The organism is Pinisolibacter sp. DMC19 (assembly GCF_056313985.1).
Genome location: NZ_JBQUZF010000010.1, coordinates 1 through 25,636 on the forward strand (window position 1 = coordinate 1; position 25,636 = coordinate 25,636).

Below are 25,636 nucleotides of genomic sequence, written 5' to 3' on the forward strand. Positions count from 1 at the left end.
CGTGATCGCCATCGTCGCCGGCACCATCGTCTCCGCCGTCATGCTCCGCATCCTCAAGCCCAAGGCCGCGTGAGGACGAGACGGGTCGACCCGCGCGCCGCCCCCGCCCGCGGGCTCGAGCCCAAAAAAGCAGAAGGCGCCCGTGCGAACGGGCGCCTTCCTTCGTTTCGGAGCGAAGCGATCAACCGCGCGGGCCGTGCGCCGCCATGAAGACGTCGACGGCGGCGTCGACGGCGGCATCGATCTCGGCCTCGTCGAAGCCTTCGACGACGGCGAACATCAGCCGGCTGAAGAAGTCGCCGACGCAGAGCTGGATGAAGTGGACGGCGGCGCGACGCGGGTCGGCGATCGGCGCGAGCCGGCCGGCCGCGACGAGGCGACCGAGAAGCTCGGCGAACCGGGCATGGCCCCAGGACGGACCGGTCTCCCAGAAGGCGCGGCCGATCTCGGGAAACCTCGGCGCCACCGCCATGACGGTACGGACCTGGGCGACGTTGTCGGCGTGGGTGATCTTGTGCATCAGCCGGCGGCCGGCCGCGGCGAGCGTCGTGCGGGCGTCGGCCTCGGGCGCGAGATCGGTCCAGTGGCAGGTCTGCTCGGCCTGCTGGCGCTTGTCGTGGCGGATCAGCGCGGCGAAGAGCTGGTCCTTCGACTGGAAATAGACGTAGAGCGTGCCCTTGGAGACGCCGGCGACGCGGGCGATGTCGTTCATCGAGGCGCCGTCGAAGCCGTCGCGCAGGAAGACCGAGCGGGCGCCGTCGAGGATCTGGCGCGCCTTCTCGTCGGAATGACCGTGGGTCTCGCAGGGTTCGTCCGGCACGACCGTCGAGGCGGCAGGGGCATGGGATCGCGACATGGCACTCCTTTCGCGGGCGGCGTCGGCGACGCGCCCGGACCTCGCCGAACGTCGGTCGGCGCTTCGTGTCGGCGGCGACCGGTCACGGTCGATCGCCGGACCGGCGCGACATCCGGCACGAGGGCGGAGTGAAGCCGCCGCGCGGCGCCTGCGGATCGTCGCCGCGGCCGGTTTCACGATTCTTTGACCGAACCGTTCGGTTCGATCTTGAAATAGGCGCGACGTCACGGTATGTCAATCCGTAATGACCGAACCGTTCGGTTCGATCGCGTGATCGATCGTCGTCCTCTGCCCCGCCTGTCGGAGTGCGGGCGCGACGTCGAGAGGACCTTCCGGCAGAGCCGGGCACGCCCGCCGCAACCGCGGCCGGCGCGTCCCGAAGGCCCGTTCGACCGGCTGCGGCATTCCCCCCTGTCGCCGCCCCGGTCGGACGGGCCGCCGGATCGCCCGGCCGACGACCCGCCGTCACGGCCGGGTGACGGCGGGTCGGGCAAGGTGGCGGACCCGAGGCACGACGCCTGCGGCCGGCCGACGAGACATCGATCGCGCGATCACCGAAAGACCATCGAGGACGAGCATGGCCCGCAACGAGACCGCCCCCGGAACCGCCGGAACCCCGCCGCGACCGACGCACGAGACGATCGTGCCGCCGACGGGCGAGGCCGATGCCGCGTCGCGCCCGGCGGGCAAGGCCGGCGCCGCCCATCCGGCGACCCGCTTCGCCGCCAACCGCAAGCGTCTGCTCCTGGCCGTCCTCGGCGCGGCGATCGGCGGTTTCGTGATCTGGAAGGTCGGCCATCACATCATCGAGGGGCGCCACTGGGTCTCGACCGACGACGCCTACGTCAAGGCCGAGACGGTGACGATCGCCCCGCGCGTCGCCGGCCACGTCGTCCGCGTCGCGGTGACCGACCTGCAGAAGGTCGCCGCCGGCGATCTTCTGGCCGAGATCGACCCGGGCGACGGACGGCTCGCCGTCCAGGCGGCCGAGGCGAAGCTCGCCACCCAGGACGCGACGCTCGGCCGGCTCGATGCCCAGATCGTCGCGGCGCGCGCCGCGATCGATCAGGCCGAGGCCAATCTCGCCGCCGTTCGCGCCGACGTCGACCGCACCCGCGCCGACTACGACCGCGCCGTGGCGCTCGCCAAGTCGAACGCCGGCACGCAGCAGCAGCTCGATCTCGCCCGCTCCAACCGCGACCGCACCCAGGCCAACGTCGCCGTGGCGGAGGCCGGTCTCGCCGGGGCCAAGGCGGCGCTCGCCGTCACCGAAGGTCAGCGCCGCGAGGCGGCCTCGGGCCGCGACGAACTCGCCGTGGCGCTCGACAAGGCCAAGCGCGATCTCTCCTTCACGGAAGTGCGCGCGCCCTTCGCCGGCACTGTCGGCAACAAGGCGGTGGCGCCGGGCATGTATGTCCAGCCCGGCACGCGTCTGATGGCGTTGGTGCCGCTCGACGAGGTCTATGTCGAGGCGAACTTCAAGGAGACCCAGGTCGCGGCGATCCGCCCCGGCGCGCGGGCGAAGATCTCGGTCGACGGGCTCGGCGGCCGCGTCGTCGAGGGCCGCGTCGTCGGTCTGTCGCCGGCGACGGGTTCGCAGTTCTCGCTGCTGCCGCCGGAGAACGCCACCGGCAACTTCACCAAGATCGTCCAGCGTCTGCCGGTCCGTATCGCGGTGCCGGCCGAGGTGGCGCGCGAGGGCGTGCTGCGCGCCGGTCTGTCGGTCGTCGCCGACGTCGACACCCGCGCGGCCGAGTGACGGCCATGGCGAAGGGCGCGACCACGACGACGGGATCGGCGGGCGAGGCGAAACCGCGCCCGAAGACCGTCGAGCCGAATTTCGAGCCGCGGCGCGTCTTCGCCTTCATGGCCATGGTCTTCGGCATGTTCATGGCGATCCTGGACATCCAGATCGTCTCGGCCTCGCTCTCCGAGATCCAGGCGGGTCTGTCGGCCTCGGCCGACGAGGTCGCCTGGGTGCAGACGAGCTATCTCATCGCCGAAGTGGTGATGATCCCGCTGTCGGGCACGCTGTCGCGGGTGCTGTCGACGCGGGTGATGTTCGCGATCTCGGCCGCCGGCTTCACGCTGATGTCCTTCGCCTGCGCCATGTCCTCGTCGATCGAGGAAATGATCGTCTGGCGGGCGCTGCAGGGCTTCATCGGCGGCGGCATGATCCCGACCGTCTTCGCCTCCGCCTACACGATCTTCCCGCGCGACAAGCAGCCGGTGATCTCGCCGATCATCGGTCTCGTGGCGACGCTCGCCCCGACCATCGGCCCGACGCTCGGCGGCTGGCTGACCGAGCTCTTCTCCTGGCACTGGCTGTTCCTGATCAACGTCGTGCCGGGCATCCTCGTCACCACCGCGACCTGGCTGCTGGTCGACTTCGACGAGCCGGACCATGCGCTGTTCGAGGACTTCGACTGGGCCGGCCTCGGCGGCATGGCGCTGTTCCTCGGCGCGCTCGAATATTTTCTCGAGGAGGGACCGTCGAAGGGCTGGTTCGACGACGAGCTGATCGTCGCGGCGGCGTTCGTCTCGCTGACCGGCGCAGTGCTGTTCTTCTGGCGCGCCTTCACGGCGAAGCGACCGATCGTCGATCTCGGCGCCTTCCGCGACCGCAACTTCTGGACCGGCAGCCTCTTCTCCTTCGTGATGGGCATCGGCCTCTACGGGCTGACCTATCTCTATCCGGTCTATCTCGCCCGGGTGCGCGGCTATTCGGCGATGCAGATCGGCGAGACCATGGCCGTCACCGGCGTCTGCATGTTCATCGCCGCGCCGATCGTCGGGCGGATGGTGACCAAGGTCGATCCGCGCATCATGATCGCCTGCGGCTTCGCCGGCTTCGCGCTCGGCACGTTCCAGGTCTCCCACGTCACCAAGGACTGGGACTTCTGGGAGCTTCTGGTGCCGCAGATGTTGCGCGGCTTCTCGCTGATGACCTGCATGGTGCCGATCAACAATCTGGCGCTCGGCACGCTGCCGCCGGAGCGGATCAAGAACGCCTCCGGCCTCTTCAACCTGACGCGCAACCTCGGCGGCGCGGTCGGTCTCGCGCTCATCAACACATTGATGAACGACCGCATGGACCTCCACCTCGCCCGCCTGCACGAACGGGTCGCCTGGGGCAACGTCAAGGCCGAGGAGATGCTCGCCTCGCTGACCGGCGCCATGGCGCCCTTGGGCTCGAACGCCGGCCTCGCCGCGACGTCGAAGCTCGCCGGCATCGTGCGGCGCGAGGCGCAGGTCTGGGCGATCGGCGACGTCTTCCTGGCGCTGACCGTCCTCTTCGTGATGCTGGTCATGCTCGCGCCGCTGATGCGGCGTCCGCGCGGTGCCACGGGGCCGGGCGGCGGTGGGCACTGAGCCCCGCCGCGGCTCTCCTCACGCCTCCTCCAGCGCCTTGCGGATGCGGCGCATGACGACGGCGCGGGCGCGGTCGTCGGCCGCCTTTCCCAGGCGATGCTCGACGTCGAGCAGCAGCTCCTGCCAGTCGTTGTGCCAGTCGGGCCGGCCCGGACGGGCGCGATCGATCCGCGGCGGACGCGGCGGCGTGCCGAGCGGCACGGCGCGAGCACCCTCGAGCACGTAGGTCTGGTCGAGTTCCGGCGCGATCACCCGGCCGCGGTCGACGATGCCGTCGAGGCGGTCGGTCAGGCCGGCGATCGCCGGTTCCTCGCCGTGGACGAGGAAGACGGCGCCTTCGATCGGACGGCGATGGCGGATCCATTCGGCGAGTTCCGGTCCGTCGGCATGGCCGGAATAGAGGTCCAGCATGCGGATGCGGGCGCGCACCTTGATCGGGTCGCCCTGGATGCGCACCTCCGAGGCGCCGTCGAGCAGGATGCGGCCGAGCGTGCCGGCGGCCTGATAGCCGACCATCAGCACCGTCGCCTCCTCGCGCCACAGCCAGTTCTTCAGCCGATGGCGGATGCGGCCGGCCTCGCACATGCCGCTCGCCGCGATCACCACGTGGAAGCCGTGAACCCGATCGAGCGCCATCGACTGTTCCACCGTCTCGGTGAAGCGGATGTCGCGACGCTCCAGCGCACGGGTCAGGCGGCCGCCCTCCTCCAGGTCGCGGGCATGGCGGCGGAAGACCTGCGTCGCCTTCTCGGCGAGCGGACTGTCGATGTGGATCGGGATCGAGGGGATGTCGCCGCGCTCCATCAGCAGGGCAAAGTCGGCGAGGAGTTCCTGCGTCCGCTCGACGGCGAAGGAGGGGATGAGCAACACCCCGTCCGGCCGCATCGCCGCCTTGACCTCGGCCTTCAGCCGGGCACGGCGGACCTCTTCCGTGACCTCGTCGCGCTCGGTGTCGCCGTAGGTCGATTCGCAGATCACGTGGTCGAAGCCCTTGGGCGCGACGGGGTCGTGCTGCAGCAGCTTGTGGGCCGGGCCGATGTCGCCGGAGAAGAGCAACCGTGTCGGCCGGTCGTCGGAGGCGTCGAGCGCGGCGATCTCCATTTCGACCGAGGCCGAGCCGAGCAGGTGGCCGGCGTTCCAGAAACGGACGCGGATGCCGGAGGCGGCCTCTCCCCAGGTCTCCAGCGGCAGCGGCGCGAGCAGGTCGAGCGCGGCGGCGGCATCGTCGGCGGTGTAGATCGGCTCGACCCGCTCGCGACCACGGCGGTCGTTGCGACGGTTGAGGCGCTCGACCTCGATCTCCTGGATGTGGCCGCTGTCGGGCAGCATCACCGCGAGGAGATCGCAGGTCGGCGGCGTCGCCAGGATGCGGCCGGTGAAGCCGTCCTTCGCCAGTTTCGGCAGCAGGCCGGAATGGTCGATGTGGGCGTGGGTCAGGACCACCGCGTCGATCGTCGCCGGATCGAAGGGGAAGGGGCGATAGTTCAGCTCCTTCTCGGTCTTCGAGCCCTGGAACAGGCCGCAGTCGACCAGAACCCGGGCACCGCCGGCCTCCACCAGATGGCAGGAGCCGGTGACGGTGCGGGCGGCGCCGTGGAAGGTCAGGGTCGGGTGGTGATCGCGATCGGCCGGCATGGGACACCTCGCGCCGATCGGTCGCCCCCCGTCGCCGCCGGCTCTTCCCTGAAGCTAGGTCCGACGACGGCTCCGGTCATCCCCGACCGAACACCTACCTACCGCGTCACGCTTCCTTCTCCTCCGCCGTCGCCTCGTCGACATGGACGCGGCGCGAGCGGGTCAGCGGGTCGAGCAGCATGTAGACGACCGGCGTCAAGTAGAGCGTCAGGATCTGCGACACCAAGAGACCACCGACCACCGCGAGGCCGAGCGGCCGGCGCAGTTCGGCACCGGCGCCGAGGCCGAGCGCGATCGGCAGCGTGCCGAAGAGCGCGGCGAAGGTCGTCATCATGATCGGCCGGAAGCGCAGCAGGCAGGCCTCGTGCACCGCGTCGAGCGCCGAGGCCCCGTTCGCCCGCCGCTCGACCGCGAAGTCGATGATCATGATGGCGTTCTTCTTGACGATGCCGATCAGCATGACGATGCCGATCATCGCGATCACCGACAGGTCGAGACCGAAGAGCCGCAGCGTCAGCAGCGCGCCGATGCCGGCGGCCGGCAGGCCCGAAAGGATCGTCAGCGGGTGGACGAAGCTCTCGTAGAGGATGCCGAGCACGATGTAGATGACCAGCACCGCGGCGAAGATCAGCACGCCCTGGCCGGCGACCGCGTCCTGGAACACCTGCGCCGAACCGGAGAATCCGGTCTGCACCGTCGCCGGCAGACCGATCTGCCGCTCGATCCCCTCGATCGCCGCGACCGCCTCCGACAGCGCCTTGCCGGGCGTCAGGTTGAAGGAGATCGTCACCGCCGGCAGCTGGCCCTTGTGGTTGACCAGCGTCGGCGCCGGCGCCTCGCGGATCGTCGCCACCGCGTCGAGCGGCACGGTGGTGCCGGACGGCGTGCGAATGGTGAGGCGGCGAAGCTTCTCGGCGTCGGTGGTGAATTCCGGCGCCGCCTCGAGGATCACCGAATAGGCGGCGGTGTCGGTGTAGATGGTCGAGACGATGCGCGAGCCGTAGGCCGAATAGAGCCGCGAGCGCAGCTGGTCGACGGTCAGGCCGACGCGGGCGGCGCGGTCGCGGTCGATGTCGACGATCGCCTGGCGGCCGCGCACCTGCAGATCGGAGGAGACGTCGACGACGCCGGGGATCTTGCGGATCTCGGCCTCGAGCTTGGGGGCGACGTCCTGCAGCTCGGCGAAGTTCACGGCCTGGACCGTGTACTGCCACTGCGCCCGTGTCGCCATGGTGCCGATGTTGATGTTCTGGACGTTCTGGAAATAGGCGGCGATGCCGGGTACCCGCGCCGTCGCCTTGCGCAGGCGCGCGATCACCGCGTCGGAGGAGACCGTGCGTTCGCCGCGCGGCTTCAGCGTCACGAAGAGGCGGCCGGCGGACGGATTGGCGGCGACGCCGCCGGAGCCGACGGTGGAGAGCACCGAGGCGACGTCGGGGTCGGCGGCGACGATGGCGGCGATCTGCTTCTGCCGCTCGACCATGGCCGGGAAGGCGATGTCGTCGGGCCCCTGCGTCGAGCCGGTGAGGAAGCCGGTGTCCTCCTGCGGGAAGAAGCCCTTGGGCGCGGCGCCGTAGAGATGGACCGTCCAGACGACCGTGCCGACGAGGACGGCGAGCATCAGCCACTTGGCGCGCAGCACCATGTCGAGGGTGCGCGAATAGAAGGCGGTGACGGCGGCGAAGACCCTGTCGAAGGCGCGCACCACGATGTTGGGGCGGGCATGGACATGGGCCTCGTCGATGATACGGGCGGCGAGCATCGGCGTCAGCGTCAGCGACACGACGCCGGAAATCAGGATCGCCATGGCGATGGTCACGCCGAACTCGTAGAACATCCGGCCGACGACGCCGCCCATGAACAGGACGGGGATGAAGACCGCGACCAGCGAGATCGTCATCGAGACGATGGTGAAGCCGACCTCCTTGGAGCCGAGGAAGGCGGCCGTCATCGGTTTCTCGCCCATCTCGACGTGTCGCATGACGTTCTCGAGCATGACGATGGCGTCGTCGACGACGAAGCCGACGGCGAGCGTCAGGGCGAGGAGCGAGATGTTGTCGAGTGAGAACCCGAAGAGATGCATGCCGGCGAAGGTGCCGATCAGCGACACCGGCAGCGCCAGCGCCGGGATGATCGTGGCGCGCGCCGACTTCAGGAACAGGTAGATCACGCCGATCACCAGCAGCATGGCGATGGCGAGCGACACCTCGACGTCCTCGATCGAATCGCGGATCGAGCGGGAGCGGTCCTGCATGACCTTGAGTTCGATCGTCGGCGGCAGGTCGGCGGAGATCTTGGGCAGCAGGTTGCGGATACGGTCGACCACCTCGACGGTGTTGGCGTCGGGCTGGCGCTGGATCGCCAGCATGATGGCGCGGGTGCCGTCGACCCAGGCGGCGACCTTGTCGTTCTCGACACCGTCGCGGGCGGTGGCGACGTCGGCGAGGCGGACGGGGGCGCCGTTCTGGAAGGTGACGACCAGCGGCGCGTAGCCGGCGGCGCGGGTGATCGGGCCGGTCGCCTGCAACGTCACCATGCGTTCGGGGCCGGTCAGCGAGCCGACGGGCGAATTGGTGTTGGCTGCGGCGATCGCGGACTTCAGGTCGTCGACGGTCAGGCCGCGGGCGGCGAGCGCGTCGAGGTTGGCGGCAATGCGAACGGCGTATTTCTGGGCGCCGTAGACGTTGACCTGGGCGACGCCGGGCAGGGTCGAGAGGCGCTGGGCGATGTCGGTCTCGGCATAGTCGTCGACCTCAGACAGCGGCAGGACGTCGGACTTCAGCGCGACGAAGAGGATCGGCTGGTCGGCCGGATTGACCTTTCGGAAGCTCGGCGGGGCCGGCATCTCGATCGGCAACTGGCGCTGCGCCGTGCCGATCGCCGCCTGGACGTCGAGGGCGGCGCCGTCGATGTCGCGAGCGAGGTCGAACTGCAACGTGACGTTGGTCGAGCCGGTGACCGAGACCGACGACATGGCGGCGACGCCGGCGATGCCGGAGAACTGGCGCTCGAGCACCGCGGCGACCGAACTCGCCATGGTCTCGGGACTGGCGCCGGGCAGCGTCGCCGTCACCGAGATCGTGGGGAAGTCGACGCGCGGCACGGCGGCGACCGGCAACTGGCGATAGCCGAAGAAGCCGGCGGCGAGGAAGGCGATCATCACCAGGATGGTGGCGACCGGGCGGCGGATGAAGGGTGCGGAGACGTTCATGGCCGTCACTTCGCCGGCTCGGCGGCGGGCTTGTCGCCGGCCTTGTCGCCACCCTTCTCGGGAGCGGCCGGCAGGATCTCGAGCGGCGCGCCGGCGGCGACCCGCATGGCACCGTCGGAGACGACGCGGTCGCCGGCGGAAAGGCCGGAGGCGATCACCGCGCGACCGTCGACGACGCGGTCGATCTCGACCGGGCGCATCTCGGCGGTGCCGTTCGTCGCGACGCGCCAGACGAAGGAGCCCTTCTGGCCGAGCTGGACGGCGGCTGTCGGCACGACGAGCGCGTTGGGATCGTCGCGCAGGCGGACGCGGACCTCGACGAACTCGCCGGGCAGCAGGCGCTCGTCGGCATTGGGCAGCAGGGCGACCACCTGCAGCGTGCCGGTCGTGGTGTCGAGCGTGTTCTCGAGGAAGGCGACGCGACCCTCGATCGCCGAGCCCTTCGAACCCGGCGGCTTGACCTCGACCGGCAGGACGCCGGCGGCGAGTGCCTGGCGCAGGCGGCCGACGGACGCCTGGGGCACGGCGAAGGCGACGTGGATCGGGTCGAGCTGGTTGATGGTGGCGAGCAGCGCCGAATCGGCGGCACGCACCGACGAGCCGGGCTTCAGCGGCAGGGAGCCGACGCGGCCGTCGATCGGGCTCTTGATCTCGTACCAGGTGACCTGGACCTCGAGATTGCGCAGCGCCGCCTCATCGGCGGCGATCGTCGCCATCTGCGCGGCGACCAGGGTCTTGGCCGATTCGAGATCGCGCTCCGACTTGGTGCGCGAGGCGACGAGCTGCTTCGTCCGTTCGAGGTCGGCCTCGACGAGGACGAGCTGGGCCTGATCGCGGGCGAGCACGGCGCGGGCCTGTTCGGCCTGGGCACGGACGGCGCGGGCATCGAGGGTGAAGATCACCTGCCCGGCCTTCACCCGATCGCCTTCGGCGACGCCGACGCTCTCGATCTGGCTGTCGACGCGGGTCTTGACCGGGATCGAGGCGGCGGCGCGGGTCGAGCCGACGAGGTCGAGCACCACCGGCACGTCGATCGTCTTCGCCTCGACCACGCGCACCGGCGCCGGCGGGCGCTTGGGCTGGGCCGGGGCGGGCTCGGCGGCGAAGAGCGGAGGGGCTACGGCGAACGAGACCAAGGCGACGGCGAAGAGGCGGCCGCGAAGGGCCATGGCCGGGCGGGAGCGCCGGGCCGCGTGGGCGAGCATGTCCATCCTCCGGACGGGAGTCCGTCCACCCTTCGCGGGTGCGGCAGACGATCGCGCCATCAGACAGGAACTCGCCGAACGTTTCGAGAGGGTTTCGCTCGAGATTGCGCGAGGTGAACGATATTTAATGCGCGGCCTCGCCCGTCAGTGCCGCGAGGCGACAGCTTTCCCAACCGAGGATGGTGCGCTTGCGCGGCAGTCCCCAGTGGTAACCGGTGAGCGCACCGGAACTGCCGATCACGCGGTGGCAGGGCACGACGAAGGAGATCGGATTGCGCCCGACCGCGGCGCCGACGGCGCGCGCCGCCTTCGGGGACCCGATCGCGTCGGCGACCTGCGAATAGGTCACGGCGCGGCCGAAGGGGATGGCGAGGAGCGTCCGCCAGACGCGGATTTCGAAGTCGGTGCCGATGAGGACGACCCGGAGCGGCCGGTCGGGGCACCATTCGGTCTCGTCGAAGATGCGGGCGGCGAGCGGCGCCGTCGCCGCCTGATCGGCGACGTGGACCGCCGCCGGCCAGCGCCGGACGAGATCCTCGAGTGCGGCCTCTTCGCTGCCCGGATCGGCGAAGGCGAGACCGGCGATGCCGTGCTCCGTCGCCACGACGATCGCGATGCCGAAGGGCGAGGGGTGGAAGCCGTGGCGCATGACGAGGCCGGCACCGCGCGCCTTCCAGGCGCCGGGCGGCATCGCCTCGTGGGCGACGAAGAGGTCGTGCAGCCGGCCGGGGCCGGAGAGCCCGACCTCGAGCGAGGTGTCGAGCACGGAAGCGGCGTCCTCGAGCAGGCGCCGGGCGGCATCGAGCGTGGCGGCGGCGAGGAACTGCTTCGGCGTTATGCCGGCATGGCGGGCGAAGAGCCGTGTGAGCTGGACCGGCGACAGGCCGATCGCCCGCGCCACGTCTTCCGTCGAGGGCTGGGCGACACGGTTCTCCGAGATGTAGGCGATCGCCTCGCGCACCAACGCGTAGTCGGCGACGCGGTCGTGGGTCTCGGGAGCCTCGATCTCGGGGGCGTGGGTCTCGGGCGAAGGCTGGGCAAGGGTCATCGGGCATCCTCGGTCGATGGTGGAAGACTAGCGAGGCGGCAGCACTCGCGACACCCGATTTCCGACAGGCGCGACGACGATCGCGATCCGGGTGGTTCAACCCGGCCGGAACATGCTCTAGGGATGGGAGAAGGAGACGCACGATGGCGACGCGACCCAAACCCCAGACTTCGAAGACCCCGACCTCGAAGACCACCGCCGCGAAGGCACCGGCGAAACCGGCCGCGAAGCGCCCGGCGAAGAAGCCTGCCCGCTCGCTCTATTCGGCGGCCGAGATCGAGGCGCTGTTCCGCCGCTTCGCCGAGGCCGAGCCGGAGCCGAAGGGCGAGCTCTACGCACTGAACACCTTCACGCTGCTGGTGGCGGTCGTCCTCTCGGCGCAGGCGACGGATGCCGGCGTCAACAAGGCGACGCCGGAACTCTTCCGCCTCGCCGACACCCCCGCGAAGATGGTGGCGCTGGGCGAGGACCGCATCCGCGACCTGATCAAGACCATCGGCCTCTTCAAGACCAAGGCGAAGAACGTCTTCCTTCTGTCGCAGCTGCTCGTCGAGCGCCACGGCGGCGTGGTGCCGGCCGACCGCGAGGCGCTGCAGGCGCTGCCCGGCGTCGGGCGCAAGACCGCCAACGTCGTCCTCAACATCGCCTTCGGCCTGCCGACGATCGCCGTCGACACCCACATCTTCCGCCTCGCCAACCGGCTCGGCCTCGCGCCCGGCAAGACGCCGGAAGAGGTGGAGAAGCGGCTCGAGGCGCTGATCCCCGAGCCCTACGTGCGCCATTCGCACCACTGGCTGATCCTGCACGGCCGTTACGTCTGCAAGGCGCGCAAGCCGGAATGCGAGCGCTGCCTGATCTCGGATCTCTGCAAGTGGCCGGAGAAGACCGCCGACCATCCCGCCATGCCGGTCGCCTTCGGCGCGGCGGCGGTGGGTGAGCGGGACGACTGAGGCGGGGCACGAAGTCCCGATCCCCCGCCTCTGGCGGAGGCCCTTCATGCTGAGGTGCCCGGCCAGCGGCCGGGCCTCGAAGTGCGAAGGGCCGAGTGGCACAGCCCGTCGTGGCTTCGCCCTTCGAGGCTCGCTCCGCGAGCACCTCAGGGTGAAGCCGAACGAGGGGGGCGGCCCCCTCTCCCCTCAGCGAGCCGACCAGCCGCCGTCGACGGAGATCATCGCGCCGGTGATCGAGGCGGCGTCGGGCGAGGCGAGGAAGGCGGCGATGCCGGCGACTTCCTCGGGCTTGACGAAGCGCTTGGTCGGCTGAGCCTCGAGGATGACCTTCTTGATCACCTCGTCCTCGGTCATGTTGCGCGCCTTGGCGGTGTCGGGGATCTGCTTCTCGACGAGCGGCGTCAGCACGTAGCCGGGGCAGATGGCGTTCACCGTGATGCCCAGTTCGGCGACCTCGAGGGCCACCGTCTTGGTCAGGCCGGCGATGCCGTGCTTGGCGGCGACATAGGCCGACTTGAAGGGCGAGGCGATCAGCGCGTGGGCCGAGGCGACGTTGATGATCGTGCCGGCGCCCTTGGCCTTCATCGACGGCAGCGCCGCGCGGATGGTGTGGAACGACGAGGAGAGGTTGATCGCGATGATCGCGTCCCACTTCTCGATCGGGAAGTCCTCGACCGGCGAGACGAACTGGATGCCGGCGTTGTTGACCAGCACGTCGATGCCGCCGAAGCGGGCGATGGCATGCTCGACCATGGCGGCGATCTCGGCCGGCTTCGACATGTCGGCGCCGTCGTAGACCACCGTGACGCCGTGGGCGGCCTCGAGGCCGGCGCGGATCTTCTCGATCTCGGCCGGGTCGCCGAAGCCGTTGATGACGAGATTGGCGCCGAGCGAGGCGAAACGGGTGGCGACGGCGAGACCGATGCCGCTGGTGGAACCCGTCACCAGGACGGTCTTGTCTTTGAAGCTCATGACGTTTCCTCGAATGGTGGCGGCGATCGGACGAGCGGCGCGCGGGCGCGCCGATGGCGGGCGGCGCGGCACTGCGCCTCGGGTCGCGATTGTTCACCCGGCACGACATCGGTCAAGACGTGCCTTTGGTCACATCGCCAAGATCGGCGCCCGCGATAGGCAGACGAGGCTCCCGCACGGAGCGAGACGAGGTGACGATGTCGAATGTTCCCCTGCTGGGCGTCCCCCTGATGGACCGGGATCACCAGACGCTCGACGCGATGTTCGAGCGGCTAGCCACCACGGCCGACGGCGATCTGCCGGCGCTCTTCGCCGAGATCGACGCCGAGACGCGGGCCCATTTCGCCCGCGAGGAGACGCTCTTCGCCGAGGTGCCGATCGCCCACTGCCACCTTGCGCAGCACGCGCTGTTGCTCGGCGAGCTCGACGCCGCCGGCGCGCGGCTCGCCACGCTCGACGCGGCGGCGCTCCGGAGGCTGATCGGCGTGACGGTGCGCGAGATGATCGTCGGTCATGTCGGCAGCGTCGATCTCGTCACCTCGCAGTTCCTCGGCGGACACATGACGGCGGACGCGACCGCCAACCTGCGCCTGCCGGAACGCGCCGTCTGAGAGGTCTCATGGACACCGCCGTCCTCGCCCGGGCGATCCACGTCGCCGCCGTCGTCCACTGGATCGGCGGCGTGTGGTTCGTCACCTTGGTGATCCTGCCGGCGGTCGCCCGCATCGCCGAACCCGAACGACGGATCGCCCTGTTCGAGGCGATCGAGGGGCGATTCGCCTTCCAGGCGCGGATCTCGACGCTGGCGGCGGGGGCGGCCGGCTTCTGGCTGACGTGGAAGCTCGACGCCTTCGACCGCTTCCTCGCCCCGCGCGACTTCTGGTTCATGCATGCGATGGTCGCGCTCTGGGCGGTCTTCACGGTGATGCTCTTCGTGCTCGAACCGCTCGTCCTGCATCGCTGGTTCGAGAGGCGCGCGGCGCGCGATCCCGACGGCACCTTCCGCCTCGTCCTCACGCTCCACCGCATCCTGTCGATCGTCGCGCTGGGCGTGGTCGGCGCTTCCGTCGCCGCGGTCCACGGCGGTTGGTGAGGAGACCCGCGTCGCGGGGGAGTGCGGCCGGCGGCGGACCGTGGTAAACGGGCCGGACGGGCGAGGCGGGGTGCTTCGCGCCGCCGATATCGGATTGCCACGATCCATGACCATTCGTTTCCATCACGAAGACCTGCCGGACCTCGCGAACTATCGCGACAGCGTCGCCATCGACACCGAGACCATGGGCCTGATGCCCCACCGCGACCGCCTCTGCGTGGTGCAGCTGTCGCCCGGCGACGGCACCGTCGACGTCGTCAAGATCGCCAAGGGCCAGACGCGCGCGCCGAATCTCGAGCGCCTTCTTTCCGACCCGAAGATCGTCAAGATCTTCCACTACGCTCGCTTCGATCTCGCTGCGCTCGCTCATGCGTTCGGGGTCATGCCGGGGCCGGTCTTCTGCACCAAGATCGCCTCCAAGCTGGTGCGCACCTACACCGACCGGCACGGTCTCAAGGACCTGTGCCGGGAGCTGCTGGGCGTGGAGCTGTCGAAGCAGCAGCAGAGTTCGGACTGGGGTGCGGAGAGCCTGAGCGACGCGCAGCTCGCCTATGCCGCTTCCGACGTGCTGTACCTGCATGCGCTCGTCGACAAGCTGAAGCCGGTCCTCGAACGCGAGGGTCGTACGGAGATCGCCGAGGCGTGCTTCGAGTTCCTGCCGACGCGGGCGAAGCTGGACCTGATGGGCTGGACCGAGAGCGACATTCTCGATCACTCCTGATCGAGACCGTCGCTCGATCACGGCGCACCGAGGGTGCCGCCGCTGGGAGGACGCATGGACGAGGCAACGGCGATCGCGCGGCGACCGCGGGGGGACGACGACGTCGTGCGCCCGCGCGGCGAGATCGTGCGCCCGGCCGCCCAGATCGCCGCCGACCGGCATTCCCGCCGCGTGCGGTTCTTCAAGGTCCTGCTGCCGGCGGTCGGCATCGCGGCCCTGCTGCTGGTCGCCGGCCTGACCTGGGTGAAGATGCGCTTCGCCTCGGGCGTCGACGTGCGCAATGTGCTCTTCTCCAAGGACGGCCTGACCATGGTCGAGCCGCGCCTGACCGGCCGGTCGCAGGACCGCACCTACGACGTCACCGCCGCCCGCGCCTTCCAGAACGTCACCGACCCGAAGGTCGTGCGGATGGAAGGCATCGAGGGGCGGGTTTCGCTCGACGACGGCAGCACGGTGAAGCTCGAATCGCCGCGCGGCACCTACGACGGCAACCGCGAGACGCTGCGGCTCGAGGGCGGGCTGACGCTGACCTCGTCGAAGGGCTGGCGCGTCGAGGGCGCCACCGCCGACGTGGCGCTGACCGACGGCCGTGTGATCGGCCAGGACGGCGTGCGCATCACCGGTCCCGGTGCGACCATCGCCGCCAATCAGATCGACTTGACCGACAACGGGCATCGTGTCCTGTTCACGGGTCAGGTCCACTTGACCATCGTGCCCGGCGAGACCGGGTCGACGACCGATCCCACCCCGTGAGACACCCGATGACGTCACGCCTCCACGCCCCGCTCGCCGTCGCCGCGCTGGTCTTCGCCACGAGCGCCTGGGCCGCCACCACGGGCGGCATGTCCGACGCCTTCAAGGGCTTCGGCTCCAACGGCAAGGACCCGATCCAGATCGAGGCCGACAGCCTCGAGGTGCTGGACAAGGACCGCAACGCCGTCTTCAACGGCAACGTCCACGTGGTGCAGAAGGACACGGTGCTGAAGACCCAGCGCCTGCGCGTCTTCTACGAGGGCAACGGCGCCACCGACCTCGCCAAGGCGGGGGCCGCCGGCGACAAGTCCCAGGCCATCCGCCGCTTCGAGGCCGAGGGCAAGGTGCTGATCATCCAGAAGGAGCAGAGCGTCACCGGCGACAGCGGCTGGTTCGACATGCGCTCGCAGACCGCCCAGATCAACGGCCACGTGGTGCTCGCCCAGTGCACCAACGTCGCCCGCGGCGACCGGCTGTCGATCGACCTGAAGACCGGCCAGTACAAGCTCGAGAGCTCCGGTCGCGTCCAGTTGATCCTCGAATCGCAGGCCGGCCCCTGCGGCACCGCGACGCCCGCCAAGCCCTGATCCCGGCCCGCCGCCAGCCCCGGAGACCGCCCGTGAGAATCCTGCCGATCGTCCCGCGCTCGCCCGATGCCGCCCACGGCGGCTCGATCCGGATCGGCGATGCCGACGAGGGGCTGCGGGTCGAGGCGGTGGCCAAGGCCTACAAGAAGCGGCGGGTGGTGGAGAGCGTCAGCCTCGACGTCCATCGCGGCGAGGCGGTCGGCCTGCTCGGCCCCAACGGCGCCGGCAAGACCACCGTCTTCTACATGATCACCGGCCTGATCCGGCCGGACGCCGGCACCATCCGGCTCGACGGCTACGACATCACGCGGCTGCCGATGTATCGCCGCGCCCGCCTCGGCATCGGCTACCTGCCGCAGGAGGCCTCGATCTTCCGCGGCCTGTCGGTCGAGGACAACATCCTGGCGGTGCTCGAGGTGGTCGAGCCCGACCGCGCCCGCCGGCGCGAGGCGCTCGACGAACTGCTCGGCGAATTCCGCATCGACCATCTGAGGAAGTCGCCGTCGATCGCGCTGTCGGGCGGCGAACGCCGGCGCTGCGAGATCGCCCGCGCGCTCGCCTCCCGCCCCTCCTTCATGCTGCTCGACGAGCCCTTCGCCGGTATCGACCCGATCGCCGTCGGCGACATCCAGGTGCTGGTGCGGCACCTGACCCAGCGCGGCATCGGCGTGCTGATCACCGACCACAATGTCCGCGAGACGCTGGGTCTGATCGACCGGGCCTTCATCATCGCCTCCGGCCATGTGCTGACGACCGGAAATCCGCGGGAAATCGTCGATCATCCCGACGTCCGCCGGCTGTATCTCGGCGAGCAGTTCAGCTTCTGAGACCGACGCCCTTCACTTTCCTCCCGCAGCGGACGCTTTTTTGTTTGCCGTCGACGGGGGTTGAGATAACACTATCGGGGTGAGGCAAGATCCGGACCACTTCGCGTGGACCGGCGATACGAGGGTTGTTGGAGGTCGATGGCGCTCAGCCCGAAACTGGAGCTCAGACAGAGCCAGTCTCTGGTGATGACGCCTCAGCTGATGCAGGCGATCAAGCTGCTGCAGCTGGGCAATCTCGATCTCGTGGCCTACGTCGAAGCCGAACTCGAGAGAAATCCGCTGCTGGAGCGCGACGAGGGCGAGGACCGCCCGGTCGCGGAGGCGAACGGCGCCGAGGCGCCGCGCACCGACACCGCCGGCGGCGAGTTCGACGGTGCCGCCGAAGCGACCTCGGACTTCTCGGACGGCGGCGACGGCGCCGACTTCGCCCCCGCCTCCTCCGGCCCCGACCTCGACACCGCCTTCGAGAGCGCCTCGCCCGAGATCGGCGAGCGGCTCGACGCCGACTACACCAACGTCTTCCAGGACGACGGACCGAGCGAGGCGATCGACCCGACGCGGCTGGTCGGCGAGACCTGGAGCCAGACCTCGACCTCGGGCAACGGCTCCGGTGGCGAGGACTACAATCTCGAGAGCTTCGTCGCCGCCGAGGTGTCGCTCGGCGATCACCTGACCGAACAGCTGATGCTCGCCGTCACCGACCCGATGCGGCGAATGATCGGCCGCCATCTGATCGACGGGGTCGACGAGGCGGGCTATCTGCGCGTCGCCCTCGAGGACGTCGCCGAGAAGCTCGGCGCGCCGATGGCGATGGTCGAGGACATGCTCGTCCTGCTGCAGAGCTTCGATCCGGCCGGCGTCTGTGCCCGGTCCCTCAGTGAGTGCCTGGCGCTGCAGCTCAAGGACCGCGACCGCTACGACCCCGCCATGCAGGCGCTGGTCGCCAATCTCGAACTGCTGGCCAAGCGCGACTTCGCGGCATTGCGCCGCCTGACGCGGGTCGACGACGACGATCTCGCCGAGATGGTCGGCGAGATCCGCGCGCTGAACCCCAAGCCCGGCAACGCCTTCGGCACCACCATGGTGCAGCCGATCGTGCCCGACGTGGTGGTGCGCCCCGGCCCCGACGGCGGCTGGCTGGTCGAGCTGAATTCCGAGACCCTGCCCAAGGTCCTGGTCAACCAGACCTATTTCGCCTCGGTGGCGAAGACGGCGAAGGGCGACAAGGACAAGTCCTATCTCTCCGACTGCCTGCAGACCGCCAACTGGCTGGTCAAGAGCCTCGACCAGCGGGCCAAGACGATCCTGAAGGTGTCGAGCGAGATCGTGCGGCAGCAGGACGCCTTCCTGACGCACGGCATCCAGCACCTGAAGCCGCTCAACCTGCGCATGATCGCCGACGCGGTCGGCATGCACGAGAGCACGGTCAGTCGCGTCACCTCCAACAAGTACATGGCCACCACCCGGGGCATCTTCGAGCTGAAGTATTTCTTCACCTCCTCGATCGCATCCTCGGAAGGCGGCGAAGCCCATTCCTCCGAGTCGGTGCGTCACCGCATCAAGGAGCTGATCGACAAGGAGACCGCGGACGACGTCCTGTCCGACGACACGATCGTCAAGATGCTGCGCGACACCGGCATCGACATCGCGCGCCGCACGGTCGCGAAGTACCGCGAAGCGATGAACATACCCTCTTCCGTCCAGCGTCGTCGCGAGAAGCAGGCGTTGGCGTGAAGCAATCCCACGGGCTACGGCGCCTCGCCCGGAGCGCCGCCCGAGGGATCGACGAGCGTCCCCGACGGGGGTTGCGGCCCGGTCATCCGGTCCCCACATCCGTCGGAGGCAAGAAGCACAACACGGCCGCGCCGCCTTCGGGGGACGTGGCCCGACCGGGAGGTCGAACTCCATGACCCTCAGGGTTTCCGGCAAGAACGTCGACATCGGCGAATCGCTGCGCGGCCACGCGGAAACGCGCGTCGGCGAGGCTCTCGCCAAGTACTTCAACGGCACCTTCAAGGGCCACGCCACCGTGGAAAAGGAAGGCATCGGCTTCCGTACCGAGTGCGCGCTCCATCTGGGCACCGGCATCACCGTTCAGGCGGTGGGAGCGGCGCAGGATCCCTATCTCAGCGTCGATCAGGCGATCGACCGCATCGAAAAGCAGCTCCGTCGCTACAAGCGCCGCCTGCGCGACCACAACAATGCCGCTGGTCGCGCGCACGAGGTGGAGACCGCCTATCGCGTCCTCGAGGCTCCGGCCGAGGACGAGGAGGTTCCGGTCGACTTCCACCCCGCGGTGATCGCGGAGAGCACCCGGCCGTTGAAGACCCTGTCGGTCGGCGACGCGGTCCAGGAACTGGACCTCACCGGCGCCCCCTTCGTCATGTTCCGCAACACCACCAACGGTGGGCTGAACGTGGTCTATCGTCGCGACGACGGCAACATCGGCTGGGTCGATCCGTCCCTCGCCGCCGACGCCTGATCGCGCGCAGACGGAGGCGGGCGCCTCCGTATTGAACACCGGTTGCGCCGAGGGGCGGTTTGCACCACCTTCGGCGCAATTCCATGGGGGAGGTCCGCGGGAGCGCGACCTCGTGGGAATCGGGACGACCCGACGATGGACCTCGGCGATCTGATCGGCTTCGACGCCGTCATGCCGGCCTTGCGCCCGGCCAACAAGAAGCAGGTTCTCCAGGAGCTTGCGGCACGGGCGGCCCGGATCACCGGGCTCGACGAACGCGACGTGTTCGAACGCCTGGTGCAGCGCGAACGCCTGGGCTCGACCGGCGTCGGCCACGGCGTCGCCATTCCGCATGCCATGCTCGACGAGATCGATCACACCATCGGCGTCTTCGCCCGGCTGGAGCGGCCGATCGACTTCGAGGCGACCGACGGTCAGCCGGTCGATCTGGTGGTCACGCTGTTCTCGCCGACTCGGGCGGGCGCCGATCATCTGAAGGCGCTGGCGCGGGTCGCCCGCGCCATGCGCGACGCGCCCTTTGCCGCCAAACTGCGCGGCAGCCGCGATCCGAACGCGCTCTACGCACTGCTCGCCCATTCGGTCGAGCCGTCGGCGGCCTGAGCGGCCGCCGCTTCTCTCCTCAGTGCAGCGACACCGGAACGAGATCGTTCTCGAAGGCCGATTCGAGCGCGAGACGCAGGTCGTCGGCGACCATGATCGGCTGGCCGCCGGCGCCGATCAGCGCCCAGAGCTTCAGGCCGGGCGGCAGTTCGGGACCGCCGGGGAAGGCGCGCGCGAGGTCTTCGGACGACATCTCGCGGACATAGGCGACGACGCCCTCGCCGAGATGGGCGAGCGCCTCGGGGGCGATGGTGAAGGGGTTTGAACGGGTCATGACGTCCTCCTCGACGGGCACGTCGGCACCCGTCCTCGATCGTTCCTTCGTGAAAGGCTCTCGGCTTTCGCCGTCTCACTCGCTGGCGGCGATGTCGATCCGACGGATCACCCGTTCGGGCTCCGGGCGGGCGAGATCGATCGCCAGCAGGCCGTCCTTGAGCTCGGCACCCGCCACCTCGATGCCGTCGGCCAGCACGAAGACGCGCTGGAACTGACGCGCGGCGATGCCGCGATGGAGGTATTGGCGATTGCGGTCGTCGTCGGTCTGGCGGCCGCGGATGACGAGCTGGCTGTCCTCGATCGTCACGTCGAGCTGGTCGCGGGTGAAGCCGGCGACGGCGAGCGTGATGCGCAGGACTTCGCGACCGCCGTCGCGCGCCGGTTCGAGGCGCTCGATGTTGTAGGGCGGATAGCCGTCGTTGGTGGCTTTGGAGACGCGGTCGAGCACGCGCTCGATCTCGTCGAAGCCGAGGAGGAAGGGGCTGGAGAAGCCCGGAAAACGCGACATGTTCAGGCCCTTCTCGAGCGACCCATCGACCACCCGCGGGCCCCTGTCAGGAGAGGCGACCCGCGGCGACGGACCGAGCCCGTCCCGACCAATATGGGGGGTGGGCGAAGGGCGTTCAAGTCGGGGGGCCGAGGCGGCCTTCAGCCCGCCGCGGCGATCAGCGCCAGCGCCTCTTTCGGGTCGAGGCGACCGTCGTAGAGGGCGCGACCGGTGATGGCGCCTTCCAGGACGCGGGCCTCCGGCGCCAGCATCGCACGGACGTCGTCGATCGAGGCGAGACCGCCGGAGGCGATGACGGGGATCGACACCGCACGGGCGAGTTCCAGCGTCGAGGGCATGTTGAGGCCCTTGAGGATGCCGTCGCGGTCGATGTCGGTGTAGACGATCGCGGCGACGCCGGCGTCTTCGAACTTCTTCGCCAGATCGATCGCGGTCAGTTCCGAGCCCTCGGCCCAGCCCTCGACCGCGACGCGGCCGCCCTTGGCGTCGATGCCGACGACGACGCGGCCGGGGAAGAGGCGGCAGGCCTCCTTGACGAGGGCCGGATCACGCACCGCCACGGTGCCGAGGATGACGCGGGAGAGACCCTTCTCGAGCCAGCCCTCGATCGCGGCGAGATCGCGGATGCCGCCGCCGAGCTGCACCTTCATGCGGCCGGAGACCGCGGCGAGGATCGCCTCGACCGCCGCGCCGTTGACCGAGCGGCCGGCGAAGGCGCCGTTGAGATCGACGACGTGGAGCCAGGGGAAGCCGAGGTCGGCGAAGGCGGTCGCCTGGGCGGCCGGATCGTCGTTGTAGACCGTCGCCTGATCCATCTCGCCGAGCTTCAGGCGAACGCACTGACCGTCCTTCAGGTCGATGGCGGGGAAGAGAATCATCTGTACCTCGGAGACCCGGCGCCGCGAGGCGCCAAATTCGGGAATGCGCCGCGAGGCGCCCGACAGGGAGAAAGGGCGCCTCAGGGCGCCCACTTCAGGAAGTTGGCGAGAAGCGCGAGACCGAGCGTCTGGCTCTTCTCGGGATGGAACTGGGTGCCCACCACGTTGCCCTTCGCCACGATCGCAGTGACCGGGCCGCCGTAGTCGGCGGTCGCCACCAGATCGGCGCGATCGGCGACGTGGAAGGCGAAGGAGTGCAGGAAATAGGCGTGGAGCCCGTCGGCACCGAGCCGGATGCCGTCGAGCACTGGGTGCGGATTGACGAGATCCATGGTGTTCCAGCCCATGTGCGGCACCTTGAGGTGGGCCGCGCCGGGCTCGATCGCCCGCACCTCGCCGCCGATCCAGCCGAAGCCGTCGGTCGTCTCGTGTTCGAGGCCGCGGGTGGCCAGCAACTGCATGCCGACGCAGATGCCGAGGAAGGGACGGCCCCTGACCTCGACGAATTCGGTGAGTGCTTCCTCCATGCCGTCGATCGCGGCGACGCCGCGGCGGCAGAAGGGGAAGGCGCCGTCGCCGGGGAGCACGACGCGGTCGGCGCGTGCCACGACGTCGGGATCGCGGGTCAGCACGACGGTCTGGCCGCGGCCCACTTCGGCGGCGACCCGTTCGAGGCCCTTTTCGGCGGAGCGCAGGTTGCCGGCGCCGTAGTCGATGAGCGCGACGGTCATTTCGCTTCTCTCCGGAGCACGCCCCAGCCGACCACGGCCGGCAGATCGGGCGTCATGATGGGACGGGTGGTCGAGGACGCGGGCGCCGCGGCGGCGGCCGGCTCGACCACGTCGCCGAAGCGCGGGCGGCGCGGATCGGCGAGACGGGCGACGAAACGGACGAGCGCCTCCTCGGCGTCGCGGGCCTCGACGACGCCGACGAGACGGGCGCCGCGACGCTCCCAGGTCCAGCGGGCGAGGTCGTTGGCGGCGAGCGCGAACCAGACGGCGAAGCCGGCCGAGACGATCCCGGCGAGCGAAGCGGAGACGAAGCCGCCGACCGCCTCGATGGCGATCGTCATCACGATCCAGCCGGCGAAGACCCACCACAGCCGCTTCCACGGCGCCCACAGGAAGGGCACGAAGAAGGCGGCGAAGGACGCCTTCTCCGGCAGCAGGACCAGACGATCGGCGCGAGCGTCCGCTTCCGCGTCGCCCGTCGGCGCATGCACCGTGAAGGTGGTCATGTCAGTCTCCCAGCGAACCCTTGGTCGAGGGGATGGTGCCGGCGCGGCGCGGATCGACGGCGAAGGCCGCCTCGAAGGCGCGGGCCGTGGCCTTGAAGGCGCTTTCGATCATGTGATGGTTGTTGACGCCATAGAGCGTCTCGACGTGCAGCGTCAGCCCGGCGTTGAAGGCGAGCGCGCGGAAGAACTCCTCGAAGAGTTCGGTGTCGAAGTCGCCGATCTTGTCGCGCGAGAAGGGAATTCGGAACACCAGGAACGGTCGGCCGGAGACGTCGATCGCGGCGCGCGTCAGCGTCTCGTCCATCGGCAGATGGACGTCGGCATAGCGGCGGATGCCCTTGAGGTCGCCGAGCGCCTTGCGGATGGCGAGGCCGAGCGTGATGCCGACGTCCTCCACCGTGTGGTGCGCGTCGATGTGGAGATCGCCCGAGGCGCGGATCGTCAGGTCGATCAGCGAGTGGCGCGAGAGCTGCTCCAGCATGTGGTCGAAGAAGCCGACGCCGGTGGAGACGTCGTAGGTGCCGGAACCATCGAGGTTCACGGTCACGGAGACGTCGGTTTCCTTCGTCTTGCGCTCGACGGAGGCGGTGCGCATGGGGATGCCCTCGGCTGGCTTGTCGGTGCCCGCCTTTTAGCAGGCGAAACGGCCGAGGTCCAAGCCCAAGCCGGAAAATGGTGGACGATCGCGCCCGCCTGCGTCTCAGGCTTCCGGGCCGTAGCCGTGGAGACCGGCGCCGTGCAGCTTCAGCCAGCGGCGGCCGGCGTCCATCTCGGGGCAGGTGTCGCGCACCAGCCGCCAGAAACGGCGGGAATGGTTCATCTCGCGCAGATGCGCCACCTCGTGGGCGGCGAGATAGTCGAGCACGAAGGGCGGCGCCATCACCACCCGCCAGGAGAAGGACAGTTCGCCGGCCGCCGTGCAGGAGCCCCAGCGCGAGCGGGTGTCCTTGATGCGGATGCGCGGGTTGCGGATCTCGATCGACAGCCGCGCCGCATGGGTCGCGACCGCCGGGGTGAGGTCCGCCTTGGCGGTACGCACGAGGAAGTCGCGCAGGCGGCGGGGCAGATGCTCGGCACCGCCGGCGACGACGAGGCGGGGCTCGCCCTCCGTCTCCGCCTCGCGCCAGACCGTGCCGCGCGCCTCGGCGCGATGGTCGACGCGGTGCATCTCGCCGCGGAAGGGCAGCAGCACGCCGGGAGCGAAGGCGACCCGGTCGGGCCGCCGCGCCAGGCGTTCGGCGAGCCAGCCGCGATGGCGATCCAGAAACGCCTCGGCATCGGGAAGCCGCGTGCCCTCCGGCACCGTCATCACCGGCGCGCCGACGCCGAGCCGCAGGGTGAAGCGCGTCGCCCGCGCCGAGGCGCGCAGGTCGACCGTCACGGCGCGATCGGTGAGCGACACCGTCAGGCTGTCGGGCAGAGCGGGCAGGCGGCGGCGCGGCGCGAAGAACAAGGGGAGCGCTCTCCGCGTCAGGCGGCCGGCGCGTCGGCACCGCCACCGGGGCGGGCGGCGCGATCGGCCCCGCGATCGGAATTCGGCGCGGCGCAGGAGGCGTCGTGGCGGGTGTCGTAGTACCAGGCGGCCGGCCCGCAACAGCAGGCGCCGCCCTTGCCGAGGCCGTTCGAGAGCCCCTCGAAGAAGGCATCGGCCCGGACCCGCCAGCCGAGCCGCGTGCCGAAGAGGGCGAAGACCGCCATCGCCACGCCGAAGGGCCAGGCGAAGGCGAAGCCGGCGATCGTCAGCACGACGACCAGCGGGCGCAGGTCGACGCCGGCGGCGCGCAGGCGATCCGTGAGGCCGGAGACGGAGATGCGATCGGCCATGCGTCCCTCCCGGTCGGTCGAATCGATGCCGGCGGGCATCGCGGTCGGTGGTCGATCGGGCGAGATTGCCCGATCGTGCGCGACATGCAAGGGCCGCCCCTCGTTCGGGGGCGTCAGCCCTCGGCGGGCGAACGGACCGGCTTCTCGGCCAGCACGGCGTCGAAGGCGGCGCGGTCGGGGGCGGTGCGCAGGCGCGACAGCCAGACGGCATGGGCGCGGCGCTCGGCCTCGAGGCGGCGGATCTCGGCGTCGGCACGATCGAGCGCCGAAGTGCGATAGGCCTCGAAGGCAGGATCGCCGGACTGGGCATAAGAAGCAAAGCCGGTGAAGCGCGAGAAGGCCTGCGGGTCGAATTTGACGCCGGCGCGGGCGAGCCCGTCGCGCAGGCCCGACAGGAAGCTCTCGACGCGGGCGCGCCAGCCGAAGCGTTCGCCCCACAGGGCGTAGGCGAGGACCACGAGGCCGAGCGGCCAGGCGATCAGGAAGCCGATCACCATGGCGGCGATCGTCGGGGGCGTGAAGCCGGTGGTCGAGGTCGTGCCGAAGTTCATTCCATCCCTCCGAACGACCCGGGTCCCGCGCCGCCGAGAGGGGCACGCGC

General features: G+C 69.9%; 27 protein-coding genes. 12 read left to right on the forward strand and 15 right to left on the reverse strand.

The features are described from left to right. Positions 1 to 181: 181 nt before the first annotated feature. Positions 182 to 856, reverse strand: a complete 675-nt coding sequence (locus ACT53U_RS18380; protein WP_476157275.1) for a TetR/AcrR family transcriptional regulator — start codon at positions 854 to 856, stop codon at positions 182 to 184. A gap of 577 nt (positions 857 to 1,433) precedes the next feature. On the opposite strand from ACT53U_RS18380, the gene ACT53U_RS18385 reads away from it, so the two are divergent. Continuing rightward, complete coding sequence (locus tag ACT53U_RS18385; RefSeq protein ID WP_476157277.1) at positions 1,434 to 2,615, forward strand: HlyD family secretion protein; 1,182 nt, start codon at positions 1,434 to 1,436, stop codon at positions 2,613 to 2,615. Between the two features lie 5 nt (positions 2,616 to 2,620). Then, entirely contained in the window at positions 2,621 to 4,228 is a 1,608-nt protein-coding gene (locus ACT53U_RS18390) for a DHA2 family efflux MFS transporter permease subunit (protein WP_476157279.1), read from the forward strand. Between the two features lie 18 nt (positions 4,229 to 4,246). On the opposite strand, the gene ACT53U_RS18395 is transcribed toward ACT53U_RS18390, so the two are convergent. The 4 genes from ACT53U_RS18395 to ACT53U_RS18410 all read right to left on the reverse strand — a co-directional run bounded on the left by ACT53U_RS18395 (position 4,247) and on the right by ACT53U_RS18410 (position 11,327). Further along, positions 4,247 to 5,863, reverse strand: coding sequence for an MBL fold metallo-hydrolase (locus tag ACT53U_RS18395; RefSeq protein WP_476157281.1), 1,617 nt, complete (start codon positions 5,861 to 5,863; stop codon positions 4,247 to 4,249). Between the two features lie 106 nt (positions 5,864 to 5,969). Further along, complete coding sequence (locus tag ACT53U_RS18400; protein WP_476157282.1) at positions 5,970 to 9,074, reverse strand: efflux RND transporter permease subunit; 3,105 nt, start codon at positions 9,072 to 9,074, stop codon at positions 5,970 to 5,972. A gap of 5 nt (positions 9,075 to 9,079) precedes the next feature. After that, positions 9,080 to 10,279, reverse strand: a complete 1,200-nt coding sequence (locus ACT53U_RS18405) for an efflux RND transporter periplasmic adaptor subunit (RefSeq protein ID WP_476157284.1) — start codon at positions 10,277 to 10,279, stop codon at positions 9,080 to 9,082. 124 nt (positions 10,280 to 10,403) lie between these two features. After that, a complete protein-coding gene (locus ACT53U_RS18410; protein ID WP_476157285.1) occupies positions 10,404 to 11,327 on the reverse strand; it encodes a methylated-DNA--[protein]-cysteine S-methyltransferase in 924 nt (307 codons plus the stop codon). Positions 11,328 to 11,470: 143 nt separating this feature from the next. On the opposite strand from ACT53U_RS18410, the gene nth reads away from it, so the two are divergent. Further along, positions 11,471 to 12,277 carry an endonuclease III gene (nth, locus tag ACT53U_RS18415; protein WP_476157286.1) on the forward strand — a complete coding sequence of 269 codons (807 nt, stop codon included), beginning with the start codon at positions 11,471 to 11,473 and terminating at the stop codon, positions 12,275 to 12,277. Between the two features lie 186 nt (positions 12,278 to 12,463). Here nth and ACT53U_RS18420 read toward each other — a convergent pair whose 3' ends face one another. After that, complete coding sequence (locus ACT53U_RS18420; protein WP_476157288.1) at positions 12,464 to 13,249, reverse strand: 3-hydroxybutyrate dehydrogenase; 786 nt, start codon at positions 13,247 to 13,249, stop codon at positions 12,464 to 12,466. Positions 13,250 to 13,446: 197 nt separating this feature from the next. On the opposite strand from ACT53U_RS18420, the gene ACT53U_RS18425 reads away from it, so the two are divergent. From ACT53U_RS18425 to ACT53U_RS18465, 9 genes are all read left to right on the forward strand, one after another. Then, positions 13,447 to 13,860 carry a bacteriohemerythrin gene (locus ACT53U_RS18425; RefSeq protein WP_476157290.1) on the forward strand — a complete coding sequence of 138 codons (414 nt, stop codon included), beginning with the start codon at positions 13,447 to 13,449 and terminating at the stop codon, positions 13,858 to 13,860. 8 nt (positions 13,861 to 13,868) lie between these two features. Further along, entirely contained in the window at positions 13,869 to 14,342 is a 474-nt protein-coding gene (locus ACT53U_RS18430; protein WP_476157292.1) for a hypothetical protein, read from the forward strand. Positions 14,343 to 14,448: 106 nt separating this feature from the next. After that, the gene (locus tag ACT53U_RS18435) at positions 14,449 to 15,063 is read left to right on the forward strand and encodes a ribonuclease D (RefSeq protein ID WP_476157294.1); all 615 of its coding nucleotides are present in this window, start codon (positions 14,449 to 14,451) and stop codon (positions 15,061 to 15,063) included. A gap of 54 nt (positions 15,064 to 15,117) precedes the next feature. Beyond that, on the forward strand, positions 15,118 to 15,816 hold the full coding sequence (locus ACT53U_RS18440; RefSeq protein ID WP_476157295.1) for a hypothetical protein: 699 nt from the start codon (positions 15,118 to 15,120) through the stop codon (positions 15,814 to 15,816). Positions 15,817 to 15,824: 8 nt separating this feature from the next. Further along, a complete protein-coding gene (locus ACT53U_RS18445) occupies positions 15,825 to 16,403 on the forward strand; it encodes an LptA/OstA family protein (RefSeq protein ID WP_476157297.1) in 579 nt (192 codons plus the stop codon). A gap of 92 nt (positions 16,404 to 16,495) precedes the next feature. Then, positions 16,496 to 17,230, forward strand: a complete 735-nt coding sequence (gene lptB, locus ACT53U_RS18450; protein ID WP_476157426.1) for an LPS export ABC transporter ATP-binding protein — start codon at positions 16,496 to 16,498, stop codon at positions 17,228 to 17,230. A 138-nt stretch (positions 17,231 to 17,368) separates the two neighbouring features. After that, entirely contained in the window at positions 17,369 to 18,964 is a 1,596-nt protein-coding gene (rpoN, locus tag ACT53U_RS18455; RefSeq protein ID WP_476157298.1) for an RNA polymerase factor sigma-54, read from the forward strand. A gap of 172 nt (positions 18,965 to 19,136) precedes the next feature. Then, positions 19,137 to 19,712, forward strand: coding sequence for a ribosome hibernation-promoting factor, HPF/YfiA family (gene hpf / locus ACT53U_RS18460; RefSeq protein ID WP_476157299.1), 576 nt, complete (start codon positions 19,137 to 19,139; stop codon positions 19,710 to 19,712). Between the two features lie 135 nt (positions 19,713 to 19,847). Beyond that, positions 19,848 to 20,312, forward strand: coding sequence for a PTS sugar transporter subunit IIA (locus tag ACT53U_RS18465; RefSeq protein ID WP_476157300.1), 465 nt, complete (start codon positions 19,848 to 19,850; stop codon positions 20,310 to 20,312). A gap of 19 nt (positions 20,313 to 20,331) precedes the next feature. Here the strand turns inward: ACT53U_RS18465 and ACT53U_RS18470 are convergent, their stop codons facing one another. From ACT53U_RS18470 to ACT53U_RS18510, 9 genes are all read right to left on the reverse strand, one after another. Then, entirely contained in the window at positions 20,332 to 20,586 is a 255-nt protein-coding gene (locus tag ACT53U_RS18470; protein WP_476157302.1) for a BQ00720 family protein, read from the reverse strand. A gap of 75 nt (positions 20,587 to 20,661) precedes the next feature. Further along, positions 20,662 to 21,096 carry an Hsp20 family protein gene (locus ACT53U_RS18475; RefSeq protein WP_476134360.1) on the reverse strand — a complete coding sequence of 145 codons (435 nt, stop codon included), beginning with the start codon at positions 21,094 to 21,096 and terminating at the stop codon, positions 20,662 to 20,664. A 140-nt stretch (positions 21,097 to 21,236) separates the two neighbouring features. Next, positions 21,237 to 21,974, reverse strand: coding sequence for a 1-(5-phosphoribosyl)-5-[(5-phosphoribosylamino)methylideneamino]imidazole-4-carboxamide isomerase (hisA, locus tag ACT53U_RS18480; RefSeq protein ID WP_476157303.1), 738 nt, complete (start codon positions 21,972 to 21,974; stop codon positions 21,237 to 21,239). 80 nt (positions 21,975 to 22,054) lie between these two features. Continuing rightward, the gene (gene hisH, locus ACT53U_RS18485) at positions 22,055 to 22,705 is read right to left on the reverse strand and encodes an imidazole glycerol phosphate synthase subunit HisH (RefSeq protein WP_476157304.1); all 651 of its coding nucleotides are present in this window, start codon (positions 22,703 to 22,705) and stop codon (positions 22,055 to 22,057) included. Continuing rightward, a complete protein-coding gene (locus ACT53U_RS18490; protein ID WP_476157305.1) occupies positions 22,702 to 23,211 on the reverse strand; it encodes a DUF2628 domain-containing protein in 510 nt (169 codons plus the stop codon). The genes hisH and ACT53U_RS18490 overlap by 4 nt, the downstream gene beginning before the upstream one ends. Position 23,212: 1 nt before the next feature. After that, on the reverse strand, positions 23,213 to 23,806 hold the full coding sequence (hisB, locus tag ACT53U_RS18495) for an imidazoleglycerol-phosphate dehydratase HisB (protein WP_476157307.1): 594 nt from the start codon (positions 23,804 to 23,806) through the stop codon (positions 23,213 to 23,215). A gap of 105 nt (positions 23,807 to 23,911) precedes the next feature. Next, entirely contained in the window at positions 23,912 to 24,664 is a 753-nt protein-coding gene (locus ACT53U_RS18500; RefSeq protein ID WP_476157308.1) for a M48 family metallopeptidase, read from the reverse strand. Between the two features lie 17 nt (positions 24,665 to 24,681). Beyond that, complete coding sequence (locus tag ACT53U_RS18505; protein WP_476157310.1) at positions 24,682 to 25,035, reverse strand: DUF2852 domain-containing protein; 354 nt, start codon at positions 25,033 to 25,035, stop codon at positions 24,682 to 24,684. Between the two features lie 113 nt (positions 25,036 to 25,148). Then, positions 25,149 to 25,586: a DUF2852 domain-containing protein gene (locus ACT53U_RS18510; protein WP_476157311.1), complete on the reverse strand. Its 438-nt coding sequence runs from the start codon at positions 25,584 to 25,586 to the stop codon at positions 25,149 to 25,151. Positions 25,587 to 25,636: the final 50 nt, after the last annotated feature.

Excerpts from the sequence above, each read along its gene's own strand:
- ACT53U_RS18405 (WP_476157284.1), bottom strand. The coding sequence starts at position 10,279 with ATGCTCGCCCACGCGGCCCGGCGCTCCCGCCCGGCCATGGCCCTTCGC.
- ACT53U_RS18440 (WP_476157295.1), top strand. The coding sequence starts at position 15,118 with ATGGACGAGGCAACGGCGATCGCGCGGCGACCGCGGGGGGACGACGAC.
- ACT53U_RS18395 (WP_476157281.1), bottom strand. The coding sequence starts at position 5,863 with ATGCCGGCCGATCGCGATCACCACCCGACCCTGACCTTCCACGGCGCC.
- ACT53U_RS18435 (WP_476157294.1), top strand. The coding sequence starts at position 14,449 with ATGACCATTCGTTTCCATCACGAAGACCTGCCGGACCTCGCGAACTAT.
- hpf (WP_476157299.1), top strand. The coding sequence starts at position 19,137 with ATGACCCTCAGGGTTTCCGGCAAGAACGTCGACATCGGCGAATCGCTG.
- ACT53U_RS18420 (WP_476157288.1), bottom strand. The coding sequence starts at position 13,249 with ATGAGCTTCAAAGACAAGACCGTCCTGGTGACGGGTTCCACCAGCGGC.
- ACT53U_RS18475 (WP_476134360.1), bottom strand. The coding sequence starts at position 21,096 with ATGTCGCGTTTTCCGGGCTTCTCCAGCCCCTTCCTCCTCGGCTTCGAC.
- ACT53U_RS18430 (WP_476157292.1), top strand. The coding sequence starts at position 13,869 with ATGGACACCGCCGTCCTCGCCCGGGCGATCCACGTCGCCGCCGTCGTC.
- hisB (WP_476157307.1), bottom strand. The coding sequence starts at position 23,806 with ATGCGCACCGCCTCCGTCGAGCGCAAGACGAAGGAAACCGACGTCTCC.
- ACT53U_RS18465 (WP_476157300.1), top strand. The coding sequence starts at position 19,848 with ATGGACCTCGGCGATCTGATCGGCTTCGACGCCGTCATGCCGGCCTTG.
- rpoN (WP_476157298.1), top strand. The coding sequence starts at position 17,369 with ATGGCGCTCAGCCCGAAACTGGAGCTCAGACAGAGCCAGTCTCTGGTG.
- ACT53U_RS18470 (WP_476157302.1), bottom strand. The coding sequence starts at position 20,586 with ATGACCCGTTCAAACCCCTTCACCATCGCCCCCGAGGCGCTCGCCCAT.
- hisH (WP_476157304.1), bottom strand. The coding sequence starts at position 22,705 with ATGACCGTCGCGCTCATCGACTACGGCGCCGGCAACCTGCGCTCCGCC.
- ACT53U_RS18390 (WP_476157279.1), top strand. The coding sequence starts at position 2,621 with ATGGCGAAGGGCGCGACCACGACGACGGGATCGGCGGGCGAGGCGAAA.
- ACT53U_RS18380 (WP_476157275.1), bottom strand. The coding sequence starts at position 856 with ATGTCGCGATCCCATGCCCCTGCCGCCTCGACGGTCGTGCCGGACGAA.
- ACT53U_RS18505 (WP_476157310.1), bottom strand. The coding sequence starts at position 25,035 with ATGGCCGATCGCATCTCCGTCTCCGGCCTCACGGATCGCCTGCGCGCC.
- ACT53U_RS18425 (WP_476157290.1), top strand. The coding sequence starts at position 13,447 with ATGTCGAATGTTCCCCTGCTGGGCGTCCCCCTGATGGACCGGGATCAC.
- hisA (WP_476157303.1), bottom strand. The coding sequence starts at position 21,974 with ATGATTCTCTTCCCCGCCATCGACCTGAAGGACGGTCAGTGCGTTCGC.
- ACT53U_RS18510 (WP_476157311.1), bottom strand. The coding sequence starts at position 25,586 with ATGAACTTCGGCACGACCTCGACCACCGGCTTCACGCCCCCGACGATC.
- ACT53U_RS18410 (WP_476157285.1), bottom strand. The coding sequence starts at position 11,327 with ATGACCCTTGCCCAGCCTTCGCCCGAGACCCACGCCCCCGAGATCGAG.
- ACT53U_RS18385 (WP_476157277.1), top strand. The coding sequence starts at position 1,434 with ATGGCCCGCAACGAGACCGCCCCCGGAACCGCCGGAACCCCGCCGCGA.
- nth (WP_476157286.1), top strand. The coding sequence starts at position 11,471 with ATGGCGACGCGACCCAAACCCCAGACTTCGAAGACCCCGACCTCGAAG.
- ACT53U_RS18490 (WP_476157305.1), bottom strand. The coding sequence starts at position 23,211 with ATGACCACCTTCACGGTGCATGCGCCGACGGGCGACGCGGAAGCGGAC.
- ACT53U_RS18400 (WP_476157282.1), bottom strand. The coding sequence starts at position 9,074 with ATGAACGTCTCCGCACCCTTCATCCGCCGCCCGGTCGCCACCATCCTG.
- ACT53U_RS18445 (WP_476157297.1), top strand. The coding sequence starts at position 15,825 with ATGACGTCACGCCTCCACGCCCCGCTCGCCGTCGCCGCGCTGGTCTTC.